We start from the raw sequence: 13216 nt of genomic DNA on the forward strand, positions 1-13216 counted from the left end.
ATTAAAGAGGAAAAGGAGAAATAAAATGATAACCGATAAGAAAAGCCCATATCGTTTGGTTACGGATGAACAGCTGAGCAAATTGAGAGCGCGGGAAGATAAGCTATTTGATGAACGGACACAAAAGAGCAAGGAGATATTTCAGCAGGCCCATAAGAACCTGCTCAATGGCGTGCCGATGCCCTGGATGGGAGACTGGGGAACCACCCACCCGGTATTTCTGGAAAAAGCGCAGGGAAACAGATGCTATGATATTGACGGAAATGAATACGTTGACTTTTGTCTGGGAGATACCGGAGCCATGTTCGGCCATTCTCCGGCGGCCACTGCGGCAAAGGTAGCGGAACAGGCCAAAAATGGAATCACCACTATGATGCCCACTCCGGATGCCCTGGAAATCGGAAAAGAACTGGAAAAACGGTTCGGACTTCCCACCTGGCAGGTAGCCATGACCGCCACAGAAGCCAACCGCTATGTAATCCGCAATGCCAGGGCACTGACCCAAAGACCAAAGATTTTGGTTATGCAGGAATGTTATCACGGCAGCTTGGACGAGTCCCTGCCGCACATCAATGAAGAAGGAAAGCTGGCCTTGAGAACTGAGTACGATTCCAACCCGGGACTGCCGAAGGACCAGCTGACGAGAGTGGTCGAATTCAATGATCTTGAAGCAGCTGAAAGGGAGCTGGCCCACAGGGACTGCGCGGCGGTTCTTCTGGAACCGGTCATGACCAACTGCGGAATGGTGCTGCCGGCGGAAGGCTATCTGGAAGGTCTGAGAGAATTGTGTGATCGATATGGCACCTATATGATTATCGACGAAACCCACACCCTTTCCAACGGCTACGGCGGCTATACCCGTGCTCATGGACTGAAGCCTGATTTTGTGACCCTTGGAAAATCCATCGCAGGCGGAATACCGGTAGCGGTTTATGGTTTTACCAGAGAAATTACCGACAAAATCAACGCCACTTACGGCAACGCAGGGGTTTCTGACCCTATGGGAATCGGCGGAACGCTGGCGGCCAATCAGTTTGCTATCGCAGCTATGCGCGAAACCCTGGCTAAAGTGGCCACAGAAGAAGCCTTTGAAAAGATGTTCCGGGGACAGCAGCGGCTTTCCGACGGACTGGAAGCCGTATTGAAAAAACACAATGTACCGTGGAGCCTGACCCGCTCCGGCGCCAGATGCGAGCTGCAGTTCATGCCTACGCTTCCGAAAAACGGAACAGAGGCCAAGGAGCATTTCGATTGGCAGCTGATGTATTATACCCACGTATTCCTCTCCAATCGGGGAATTCTCATTACGCCGTTCCACAATATGATGCTGATTTCACCGGTGACTTCGGACGAAGATATTGACCGTTTGATTAAAGGTTGGGATGACTGCATCGCGGAACTGGTTGTAGTAAGCAAAGAATAAGCTTTTGAATCAGGAAGGCAGGGGGCCTGTCACATGGAACTTTTGGCCAATGTGACAGGCCCCTTTTTTTGAGTATACCGGATATTTCCGGAAAATGTTTGCGCATTACTTGTTCATTGGATAAAAAATAATTGACATATATTTCCATAAAAGGTATAATGATAATTACAAATATTACCATTCTATCAAAAGGGGGAACTTATGGCACAAACCGCGAAACGAAATTACAAGGATGGTCTCTTTCGAGTCCTGTTCAACGACAAAGAAAAACTCATCGAACTCTACAACGCCGTCTCCGGCAGCAACTATCCCAAGGAAACGCCGGTCGAAATCATTACGCTGGAAGACTCCATATTCGGCGGCCTGAAAAACGACCTGGCCTTTGTCATCAACAATCGGCTGATCATATTGATCGAACACCAGTCCACCATCAACCCCAACATGCCTCTGCGGATGCTGTGCTACATAGCCAAGGAATATGAACGCCTGCTCTTTTCCCGCGGCATCTACAGCAGACGTCCGGTTCCCATTCCAACCCCGGAGCTGTACGTCTTTTACAACGGAACGGAGGATCTGCCCCTGGAACAGGAACTGAAACTTTCCGACTCATTCGTCGAGAAATGTGGTAAAATAGCTTTAGAAGCGGTGGTGCGGGTGATCAACGTGAACTACGAAAAAGGCGCGGAGCTTTTGCAGAGATGCGAGACCTTGAGGGAGTACAGTCAGTTCATGCACGATATCCGTGTCCGGTACCGGAGAAACGGAGATTTGACCGCCGCGATCCGTGAAAGCGTAAAGTACTGCATGGACCATAACGTCCTGCGGGATTTTCTGAAAAGGAACGGTGGTGATATGGTGAGTTTTTTATTCGAGGAGCTGAGCAGAGAAGAGTGTGAGGCCATTCGGGAAGAGGATGGCTATGAGCGCGGCAAAGTAGAAGGCATTGAAAAGGGTGAAATGCTTAAATTGATTGCCCAGGTTCAGAAAAAGGCTGGGAAGGGGCAGTCCGCAGAAAAGATCGCAGAAGATCTGTTGGAGGAACCGGAAACGGTTAAGGCAATCTTTGCCGTTATCACGGAGCATCCTGCCTGGAACGGAGAGCAAATTTACAAGCATGTCCGGGGGACCGGAGAGTGAAGCTTTTGCTGATAAAATGCCGCATTGTGCAGTACAAGGACGGATATTAGCCAATACTAATTGCAGATTAATAGGCGTATAATATTAAAAGCAGGCAAATAAATTAAAATTGCCTGCTTTCTTTACTGCCAATCAGTAAAATTTCCCGTTTTTATATGGACATTGCTGCGCAATCCGGGCATTTCGAATATAAATCCAGCAAATCACTCAAAGTAACCAATTTGCAGCCCTTACTTTCATAGTAGCGCAGCATCTCGTCAATTTTCCTTTTATCGTAACTGGTAATGCAATCCGATATTACCGTAACGCCGTATTTTGCTTTACGCAAATTGTAACAGGTTGACTTGACACAGGCAACGGCATCTGCACCTGCTATGTAGAATTCACCGATTTCATTTTGGCTGATGAAATCCGCGAACGCCTCACTGCTCAACGCGTTTCCCTTGTATTTTGTAAAGACGTTTTCTGATACCACTTTCATGTCCGGGACCAATTCAGCACCGTGCGTATCTGGTTTAAAAGTTCTCGTTCCTGCTGACAGATTTTCATGTCTTATGTAGACAACGTGAATCTTCTTTTCTACCGCCCAATCGATGGCCTTATTTATATTACCGATTATTTCCTTATAATTCTTTGTGATATCATTTTGAATATCAATTACCACTAATGCTTTTTTTGTCATGCTGACTCCTCCTAATATATGTTGCTGTCAGCATATCACATAGAACTTGCAACACGGTGTCAGGTTTTATATTTTTCTGCAATGTTTCTCGCTCTTTCAGATATTTTGTCACGCAGACTTTGAGGATGAAGCACTTCCACTTTATCCCCGCACGAAAGAATATAGCGAAATAATAATTCATTGTTTGGCATGACGGTTTCCACTAATAAACTGCCGTCCTGGGTTTCCGTCACTTCGTCATCAAACTTATCGTACACCCGAAAGGACATACTTTTATCGAATAAAAGCGTTACCTGAATGGTTTCCATTTCAAAATCTTCGGCTTCTGTAAATATTTGATCTGGTATGGGGCGGGTATATCGATCCTTGGTAATTTCAAGATTTCGTATACGGGTTAATTTGAAAAAACGAAAGTCACTGCGCATAGAGCAATAGCCATACAAATACCAGTCCGTACTCTTGAAAGCCAGTTTAAGCGGTTCTACAACGCGTTTGGTCGATTCCCCTTTCCCATTGTAATAAAGAAATGACACCACCCTGCTCTCAAATATGGCGCTTTGCAGTTTTTGAAAGTTTTCTTTCCCTGCTCCGCTCTTTGTCCAACTGGAAAAATCAATCTCCAGCCAGTTTACATTTTGTTTCTGAAACGCACTGTTTAACTTTGACAAAAGGGCTCTTGTGTCTTCATCTTCAACAATTCGAAGCCCCTGTAAAGCCATAAGGATCTGGGTCTGCTCCTGTTCGCTGAGGACGGACTTTTTAAGCACGAATTTATCCTGAATGGAGATGCCGCCGCCTTTACCCTGTGTGGCATATACCGGTATGCCCGCAGCGCTTAAAATATCAATATCCCTGTATATGGTCCTCACGGACACTTCAAAATGTTTTGCCAATTCCGGAGCGGTCATACTGCCTTTTTCCAGCAGCAGATAAACCATTTGGAAATATCTATTTTCTTTCATCCAAGGCCACTTCCATTTCAATGCAGTTCCATACTTCACCCATACAATGGTAGCTTTCCGTATTTTCTAATTCGACCTTTTTAAACCCGCAAGCTTCGTAGCATTTTATAGCGGCTTTGTTGTTTTCAAAAACTCCCAGTGATATTTTTTTGACTTTAACAAAGTCAAATGCGTACCGGATCGCTAAAGAAAGCATTTCCTTTCCGTATCCGTTTCCCCGCTTTTTATCGTCAACAATTACAAATCCTAGCCGGATTTCATCGAGGCTCTTGTCCTTTGGGAAACGCAAGGTAAAATGCCCAACGATACCTGTATCATCGAATGCTGTCATGCCCCAAATGCGTTCATTGTTCTTGTCTCTGTCATAATACGAATTCATATCATCAGCAGTAATGGGGTATTTCTCATAACGGTCCGCGCTCCATTGGCGAAAAGCATATTCATCTTTTATCCATTTTGCTATTGCCTGTGCATCACAAGCCTTGTATGGCCTTAATCTTATCATAAAAATATCCTCTTAAATTTTCTGTTCTGCAGGTCTCACCGCAAGGTTGAATATGCGTATCTGACCTGCGACCATGAAACTTCTCTGTGAACAATGGTTGCGGGATTTGCCGGTAGAATTGGAATTTGGTCGCAAACCCCAAACCCAAACCCAAAACCATTCTCTGCTATCTGCCGCATCCGGGCCGCATTCTGCCAGAAAGGAACGTTTATCCAGTTTCGCATTGTAACGCACTAAACTATTTCCGGATCTTTTATCAAAAAACGGAGGTAAAAGCGGATCTTTTTTCAACGTTTCTTACCCTTGCCGGTCAATTTCAAGTGAGAATTTCCAAAAAACAAATCCGCAACACCCTCAAACCCACATATTTTATCCGCTCCGATCTGATTTCAATTCAAAAAGCGCCAGACCAGGAGCCAGGCCATCTTTTTGCCAGATTGTTCGTCAGTTATACAATATTCGTAAATTGAATCGGCTTCTTATGTCAAAAGGTATGATCGATAATTTCACTTCACAAAAAGCATTTACCACAATCAGACCGCCTTAAACAAAATGCTTATCACATGCGCTGGGCGTATAAGTCAAATTTAACCTGCCACTGGCCGTCGTCCTTTACCATAACATCCTGCCAGTGGAATTGATTATCCTCGATTTTGGCAAAGACCCATTTTCTCCTTTCGTCCTCAAGGTTTGTAAGAACGATTTTATCGCCTTGTTTTCTCGCCTCAAGCCGCATAATCCTCCCCGTATAACAATAGGCCACATCCCAAGCATGAGTATCGGGATTATACATGCGGAGCGTCGTTCCGGATTCATAATCGGGCAAGATAATAACATCCTGAATGGCCATTCCATCCAGAACCCATGAAAAATGCCATTCGCCTTTAATCGAGTGGGAAGTGCTATTATCAATATAGTCGATGTTCCAACTGCCGATAAGCTTCCCGAAATAATTAAATTCTTCGGGCACCCCGGCATTTTTGCCTTCGCTTGTCAGCGCTTTGAGAAAGTTCTCCATACGTTAATCCCTCCGTTAATATAAATAATATCTGCTTCAAATTCAAATTTATAGGAAGAACATTATATCATGTCCAAATAAAAACAGCTACAATTTGATTTTGTGCTTCTGGAGTTTTCTTGTGGCTGTGGATTTGTCAATTGACAAGCTGACTGCCAGATCGGTAATGGTTTTGCAATACTTCATCTTTGAGAGAATGATGTTTTTTTCGAAATTATCCATTTCCGTTTTCAGGTCGATCACAGTCGGGTTATTGTGGTTTGCGGATTCCAGATTTGACATGGGGAAAAAGGAGGAAATGTTTTCCCCGGAAATAACATCGGCATTATTTATGATTACGATACGCTCCATGATGTTTTCCAATTCACGGATATTTCCCGGCCAATTGTAACAATGGAGTATTTTTTTCGCAGAAGAAGAGAGGATTTTATTGCATCTGTATTTTGCGTTGAACTTTTCCAGAAAAAACTCGCACAATGGGGCGATATCCTCTTTTCGATCCTTTAATGAGGGCATGGCAAACTGGCAGACATTGAGCCTGTAGAACAGATCTTTTCGGAATTCCCCTTTTTTTACAAGGTCCACAAGATCGGAATTGGTGGCAGATATGATTCTTATATCAATAGGTATGTATTTTGTGCCGCCCACGCGCATAATTTCCTTTTCCTGCAGAACGCGGAGAATTTTCACCTGGAGATGGAGCGGTATGGTACTTATCTCATCTAAAAAAATCGTGCCGCCGTTGGCGATCTCAAACAAGCCGATTTTTCCTGTATGATTCGCACCGGTAAAGGCTCCTTTTTCATATCCGAAAAGCTCGGATTCCAGGAGGTTTTCGGGAATCGCGCCGCAATTGAGCTCGACAAAAGGCTTGTCTTTTCTCAGACTGTTCTGGTAAATGAATTTTGCGATCAGGCTTTTGCCTGTGCCGGACTCTCCCTGGATGAGGACCGTGGCGTCGCTGGCGGAAATTCTGGCGACCATATTAATCAGCTCGACCATAACGGGACTTTCGAATATGAGCTCAGACTTTATGTTGGGCATACTGGCCTGGTAATACAGATCTTTTTCTGTTATTTCTTTTAACTGATTCAATTTATGTTCCAGATTGCCTAATTCCGTAACATCCCGCTCGGTAATCACTACATAAGAAATCGTGCCGTCCTTATAGAAAGGCGTGCCTGTTACTAAGAGATCGAGTTTGTCGGTCAGGCTTTTCTGCATTTCCGTCACCGTACAGTTTCGCTCAATTACTTTTAAGGCCACCGAATCATCAAAGATGCCTTCTTCGACTAAATCCCGCATGTTTTTTCCGATGAGGTCTTCCTTCTTTGAATAACAGAAGTTTAAAGAAGCGTCGTTGCATGCGACGACTGTTCCGATCCCGTCGGTTATAAAGATACCATCCTGAATGCAGTTTAACAGATCCTGAAATTCTTCATCATTGAAAGTTTTCATAACACACTCCTGGTTGTTTTGTTGTACATTGAATTGGAAAAATATTGGTAATTTATATAATTATAATACAATGATATAGATATAATCAATATAAAATCCAAAGCGGTGCATTTTTGCATTGGTTGTAAAGGGACAACAGCGATAGGGGAATTGGAGCTGCTTTGCCCTATTAAATATTTTTTTCAAAAAACGAAATGATTCACAGAACCATTGAAAATAGCAGGGTTTAGCAGAAAGAATATTTTTTATGTCGATAATTCCGATACTTGGCACGCCAAATGCTTATTATATAGTCAAATAATAATATAGGAGGTTAGTATCCAATGAAGGACATGAGCTTAAACCTGGAATATATCCATATTAAAGATGTGGTGTTTGGTGAAAAAACATTTATCGAAAATGGAGTATTGACGGTTAACAAAGAGGAGCTTATCGATACGATCAAGAGTGACAAATTGATAAACATCCAAATTGATATCGCAAAGCCAGGTGAATCGACAAGAATAATCCCTGTCAAAGATGTAATAGAACCGAGAGTAAAGGTGGAGACCCAAAGGGCTTTCCCCGGCGTGCTGGACGGCTATACATCCTGCGGGGAGGGAACGACAAAAGTGCTGAGCGGCTGCTGCGTAACCACATGCGGCAAGATTATCGGCTTTCAGGAGGGCATCATTGATATGTCAGGCCCTGCGACAAAATACTGCAGATTTTCAGAGCTGATTAATGTAGTCGTAGTTGCTGACCCGGTGGAAGGATTGACGCCTGCGGAACACGAAACGGAAATTCGTATGATCGGATTAAAAGCTTCTCTTTACCTGGCCAAGGCTGGTTTAGATGTAGAAGCCGATGAAGTAAAGACCTACAGAAGAGATCCGGTAGACCCTGCGAAAAAGCTGCCTAAGGTCGCGTATGCGTTCCTGATTATGGCCCAGGGGCTTTTGCACGACAATTATGTTTACGGGCTGAACGCCATCCAGCTGAACGCGCAGCTGCTGCATCCAAACGAAGTGTTTGACGGGGCCATTGTTTCCGGAAACTGCGTAACAGCCAGCGATAAGAACACAACTTATGATATTCAGAACCATGCGATCATAGAAGAGCTTTACAAGAGGCACGGCGTAGACCTGGATTTCTGCGGTTTGATCGCATCGCCCATCAGCACGATTCTGGCAGAAAAAGAAAGAAATGCCATGGTAACGGTAAATCTGGCTCAGACCTGTCTGGCGGACAGCATCATCATCAGCCAGGAAGGCGGCGGAAATCCGGAAGCCGACCTGATGCTCATATGCGAAAGAGCCGAGGAAAGAGATATTGCCAGCGTCATCGTGCTTCACGACAATCCTGGTCCTGACGGAACGTCAGAGCCTATGGCAAACACTTCTCCGAAAGCGACAGCCGTCATTACAACCGGAAACGACAACTGCATCATCGAGCTGCCGGAGATGGAGAAAAACATCGGCTACAGAGAGCAGCTGCATCTGCTGTCCGGTTCGCCTGATGACTGCGAAATCGGGGACGGAAAGGTGAAAGTTGGCATACTGGTAATCATGGGATCGGCGAGCAACACAGCAAACGGATTCTACTGCACGGAGCCGTATTAAAGAAGGAGGAAAATTGAAAATGAGAGCTTTACATTACATAAATCAGTTTTTCGGACAGCTTGGCGGTGAAGATTCCGCTTACGCGCCGCTGGAACTGAGAGAAGGCACGGTTGGTCCGGGAAATATTCTGCAGACGATGTTAAAGGATATTGAAATCGTCAATACAGTGGTTTGCGGTGACAATTATTTCGTTGAAAACACGGAAAAAGTCAGCGAAGAGCTGGCAAAGATCTTAGAAGAAAAAGAAATCGACATCGTATTCGCAGGCCCGGGATTCAACGCAGGCCGGTACGGCATGGCGTGCGGCGGCGTATGCAAAATCGCTTTTGAAAAAGAAATTATCGCGATTTCCGCCCTCAACGAGGAAAACCCTGGTTTGGAGCTTTACAGAAAATACGGATATATCTTCCCTACAGGAACAAAGGCAAAAGACATGAAAGATGCTTTGACCAAGATTTCCGCCTTTGCCAACAAAATCGCCGAAGGAAAAGAGATCGGACTTCCTGATGAAGAGGGATATTTCCCAAGAGGAATCAGAAGACCGTGCTGGAGAGAGAAGAGCGGAGCTGAAAGAGCGGTAGACATGGCAGTGGCAAAAACTCTGGGACAACCCTATACAACGGAAGTTGAAATGCCGAAGTTCGACCATATCGTTCCCAGCGCTCCTGTCGTTGATCTCTCAAAGGCGAAAGTCGCTATCCTCACATCAGGCGGCATGGTTCCCGAAGGCAACCCGGATCATCTGGAGGCGTTATCAGCATCAAAGTGGTGCGCTTACTCCATCGAAGATTTCGGCGGCAGTGCTGAAAATTTCAAGGGTGAAGTAGCCCACGGCGGATATGACCCGGTATATGGCAATGAATGGGGAACAAGAATTCTGCCTTATGACGCGTTTAAGGAGCTGGAAAAGAGAGGCGTTATCGGCGAATTATATGACAAAATGCTGGTTACCGTAGGCAACTGCATGGACGTTGCCAAGGCCACCAAGTATGGAAAAGAGATGGCTCAGCATCTTAAGGATGCCGGTGTTCAGGCAGCTCTCTTAACCTCCACCTGAGGAACCGACACACGTTGCGGTGCAACGTTAGTTAAGCAGATCGACGATGCTGGTATTCCAATCGTGCATCTTTGTACCATCTGTCCGATTTCCTATTCCGTAGGAGCGAACAGAATCTACGCAGCTGTGGCAATTCCTCATCCTGCGGGCTATCCGAACCTTTCTAAGGAAGAAGAATTGGAAGCAAGAGTGCAGCTTTGCGAAAAGGCGATCAAGACTACGGCGGTGGAAGTTACGGAACAGACAATCTTTGGAAAAGACATGTAGCAATAACCTAAGGCAGTGATTCATTTATCCGAGTATCACGTGACACTGCGGAAGATACGGAGGATCAGCGGATTCTCCGTATCTTCTAAAATAGATAAAATTTAAATAACTTTAATTCAAAATATAGATAAAAATTATGTTATATGGTAATATAAAATGGGTTATGGGAGTAGATGGGTGCTGGTGTGCCCTCTGGTCTTCAAAACCAGTTCGAGGAGTTAGCAGCTTCTTGGGTGGGTTCGATTCCCACATACTCCCGCCAAAATATATAGGTAATTAAGAAGTATGTGCTCCGTTACAGAGCACATATTGTATTTTCCGGGCAATGATTCAGGTGAAGATATGGAGAAAATCGGCAGGAAAGAATTCATTTCGCTCATCGACGGGATGGATAAAAAGTTTGTGATATACAACAAAGAAAAAGAGGCCCTGGCTGTTTCCGCGAATTTGGACGCATTGAAGGACTTCTGCAAAAATCAAAATGTAGAAATTTTTAAATATAACGACGCATTCGATGATCGCTCTGAAAACTCTCTGAATTATAAAGAGACCGATTTTATCTTTAAAAGCGATACCATGCGCAGAACTATAGAACTGCTTGAAGCGGTAGCGCCGACAGACACCACCGTATTGATACAGGGAGAAACGGGAACTGGAAAAGGTTTTATCGCAAAGCTGCTCCATATGAGCAGCGACAGAAAGGACAAACCCTTTGTGGATATCAATTGTGCCGCTATTCCCGAAAAGCTGTTGGAATCCGAGCTGTTTGGATATGAGGCCGGTTCTTTTACAGGGGCGCTTGATACGGGAAAGCCCGGGCTGTTTGAAACTGCCGGTGACGGAACCGTATTTTTGGATGAAATCAATTCGCTTCCCATGTCTCTGCAAGTGAAATTTCTGCGGGTCATACAGGAAAAAGAAGTGATGCGAGTCGGCGGGGCAGAATATTTGCCCGTAGAGGCCAGAATTATCGTGGCTACAAATACGGATCTGCTTGAAGCGGTGGAAGCCGGGACTTTCCGGGAAGATTTGTATTATCGGTTAAATATCGTGCCTGTGACCGTGGCCCCCTTAAGAAACCGCAAAGAGGATATACGGGTATTGGGGCAGTTTTTTCTTGAAAGATGCAACAAGCGCTATAAACAGAACAAATATATCAGCGATGCCGCCTGGAAGGATTTGGAGTCGTACAAATGGCCGGGAAACGTCCGCGAAATGGAGAACCTGATCGAAAGATTATCGATCGTTACGCAGGAGGACCGAATTGAAAAGGGTGATTTAACCGACCTTTTTTCAAACATACAGGTTGAGCAGCAGTTTGAATCTTCTTTAAAAATGACTTTGAAAGAAGAACTGAACGCCTATGAAAAGCGGATCATTGAGGCGAGAATGGATACCTGTAAGACCACTGCGGAACTGGCAAAAAATCTGGGAATCGATAAATCGACCCTGACGAGAAAAATCAGAAAGCTGGGGATCAAGCGATAATCCTGGCTCCGGTCAGTGCAGGTATTTCAGGCGCTTCGGCCACAGAATCTGACTTCGGGATTTCATTTTCCTTCAAATATCAATAGATGCCCAGCCGCAACATAATTTTGATACTTTTACAGTATTTCGGGGAAATAGAGGCGACCGAATATCTAATGAAGCGTATTTTATAATACGATTTTGATAATTTCCTCTGAATTTCACCGCATTCTTTCCTGAAAATATCATTGAGCCTCGATATAATCGTATGCTTTGATATTCTTCTTTATTTTCCAACGGCAAGCTAAATAGAACCATCATTTTTTTCTTTTTTTCTGACACTATCTGATAACCTACGAGAAATGGAGATTGTTAAATTTCCATAAATTGGTTGACATGACATCACAGATATGGCAAAATATTACATGTAAATAAATGTAATATTTTGTTGCTGCATTTTCATGTTCGGGCAGGAAGATTTCCTTGCCTTCATCAAGCAAACTGGTATACTAAAAGGAGAAAGAGATTGGAGAAAAAGAAAGAACTAAAGGATTTAAATTTACTGGATCGATTTTTGTTTGCCGAAGCCGTGGAGGACCCGGAGATTCTACAGGATATGCTGGAGATCATTCTGGGAAGGGACGTGGTGCTGAAACACCTGCCCCAGACCGAGAAGGAAGGCCGCCGGGCGGCCTGGAGCCGTCAAATCCGCATGGACGTGTGGGCTATGGATGAAGATGAAGCCATCTACGACACGGAGGTACAGAAGAAAAACACTTACAACCTGCCCAGACGAACCCGTCTGTATAACGGACTCATCGACAGCAAGCTGCTGGAGTCAGGGGACATCGAATACAACAGGATGAACGACGTGTACATTATCATGATCATGCCCTTTGACCTGTTCGGGCTTGGCCTGTACCGTTACACCTTCCGCATGGCCTGCCAGGAAGTGCCCGGGTTGGAACTGGACGATGGGGCTACCAGGATCTTCCTCAACACCAGAGGAACCGACCCTGCGGGTGTCAGCGAAGAGCTGATCGCCCTGTTGCGATATTTTGAAGACACGTCCAAAGAGATGGCGGAGCATTCTTCCAGCGGAAAGATTCTGAAGATGCAGAAAAAAATCGAACAAATCCGATCCAGCGAGGAGATTGGAGTGAAATACATGAACGCATATGAGGAGAGACTGCTGGAATTGCAGGAGGCCAGAGAAGAAGGGTTGAAAGAAGGCCGGGAAGATGGGCTGCGTGAGGGCTTGGAAAAGGGGCTGCAGGAGGGGCAGAAAAAAGCAAGTAAAGCAATGGCTGCCGAATTGAAAAAACTGGGCAGACCTCCGGAAGAGATTTCGAAGGTCACAAAGCTGAGCCTGAAAGAGATTGAGGCATTATAAGCTATGGGACATTCTGTCTTATCCACTGAAAAAATTCCGATGGACTATCATTTTTGGTGAATAACACTAATATGTTTCATTAAATAAACATCCTTATCTGATCTGCAACCACGAAGCTTTTTTGGGCACAATGGTTGCAGGACTTGCCGGCAAATTTGAAATTTGGTCGCAAACCAAAAGCTACCATTCTTTGCTTTCTGCCACATTTTTACAGAAAGCAGCATCTACCTGATTTCGCGTTATAAT

At 44.8% G+C, this 13216-nt stretch carries 11 protein-coding genes and 1 tRNA gene; 7 read left to right on the plus strand and 5 right to left on the minus strand.

Annotated features, from left to right (window positions below; translation table 11 throughout):
* Window positions 1-25: 25 nt before the first annotated feature.
* The gene (locus NE619_RS06610; protein WP_256131600.1) at window positions 26-1423 is read left to right on the plus strand and encodes a transaminase; all 1398 of its coding nucleotides are present in this window, start codon (window positions 26-28) and stop codon (window positions 1421-1423) included.
* 201 nt (window positions 1424-1624) lie between these two features.
* Window positions 1625-2560, plus strand: coding sequence for an Rpn family recombination-promoting nuclease/putative transposase (locus NE619_RS06615; protein WP_256131601.1), 936 nt, complete (start codon window positions 1625-1627; stop codon window positions 2558-2560).
* A 151-nt stretch (window positions 2561-2711) separates the two neighbouring features.
* Here NE619_RS06615 and NE619_RS06620 read toward each other — a convergent pair whose 3' ends face one another.
* From NE619_RS06620 to NE619_RS06640, 5 genes are all read right to left on the minus strand, one after another.
* The gene (locus tag NE619_RS06620; RefSeq protein WP_256131602.1) at window positions 2712-3242 is read right to left on the minus strand and encodes a cysteine hydrolase family protein; all 531 of its coding nucleotides are present in this window, start codon (window positions 3240-3242) and stop codon (window positions 2712-2714) included.
* 59 nt (window positions 3243-3301) lie between these two features.
* Window positions 3302-4204, minus strand: a complete 903-nt coding sequence (locus NE619_RS06625) for a helix-turn-helix transcriptional regulator (RefSeq protein WP_256131603.1) — start codon at window positions 4202-4204, stop codon at window positions 3302-3304.
* On the minus strand, window positions 4191-4709 hold the full coding sequence (locus tag NE619_RS06630) for a GNAT family N-acetyltransferase (protein WP_256131604.1): 519 nt from the start codon (window positions 4707-4709) through the stop codon (window positions 4191-4193). Before NE619_RS06630 ends, NE619_RS06625 begins: the two co-directional genes overlap by 14 nt.
* 559 nt (window positions 4710-5268) lie before the next feature.
* The gene (locus NE619_RS06635; RefSeq protein ID WP_256131605.1) at window positions 5269-5727 is read right to left on the minus strand and encodes a hypothetical protein; all 459 of its coding nucleotides are present in this window, start codon (window positions 5725-5727) and stop codon (window positions 5269-5271) included.
* An 87-nt stretch (window positions 5728-5814) separates the two neighbouring features.
* Window positions 5815-7185 (minus strand): sigma-54 interaction domain-containing protein, encoded by a 1371-nt coding sequence (locus NE619_RS06640; protein WP_256131606.1) that lies wholly within the window; start codon window positions 7183-7185, stop codon window positions 5815-5817.
* 323 nt (window positions 7186-7508) lie between these two features.
* On the opposite strand from NE619_RS06640, the gene NE619_RS06645 reads away from it, so the two are divergent.
* From NE619_RS06645 to NE619_RS06665, 5 genes are all read left to right on the plus strand, one after another.
* Window positions 7509-8786 (plus strand): glycine/sarcosine/betaine reductase component B subunit, encoded by a 1278-nt coding sequence (locus tag NE619_RS06645; RefSeq protein ID WP_256131607.1) that lies wholly within the window; start codon window positions 7509-7511, stop codon window positions 8784-8786.
* A gap of 19 nt (window positions 8787-8805) precedes the next feature.
* Entirely contained in the window at window positions 8806-10110 is a 1305-nt protein-coding gene (locus NE619_RS06650) for a glycine/betaine/sarcosine/D-proline family reductase selenoprotein B (protein WP_256131608.1), read from the plus strand.
* Between the two features lie 165 nt (window positions 10111-10275).
* Window positions 10276-10372: transfer RNA gene (locus NE619_RS06655), tRNA-Sec, on the plus strand.
* An 80-nt stretch (window positions 10373-10452) separates the two neighbouring features.
* Complete coding sequence (locus NE619_RS06660) at window positions 10453-11598, plus strand: sigma-54 interaction domain-containing protein (RefSeq protein ID WP_256131609.1); 1146 nt, start codon at window positions 10453-10455, stop codon at window positions 11596-11598.
* Window positions 11599-12103: 505 nt separating this feature from the next.
* Window positions 12104-12970 carry an Rpn family recombination-promoting nuclease/putative transposase gene (locus NE619_RS06665; protein ID WP_256131610.1) on the plus strand — a complete coding sequence of 289 codons (867 nt, stop codon included), beginning with the start codon at window positions 12104-12106 and terminating at the stop codon, window positions 12968-12970.
* The last annotated feature ends 246 nt before the right edge of the window (window positions 12971-13216 follow it).

This window comes from Anaerovorax odorimutans (assembly GCF_024459955.1).
GTDB lineage: Bacteria > Bacillota > Clostridia > Peptostreptococcales > Anaerovoracaceae > Hominibacterium > Hominibacterium odorimutans_A.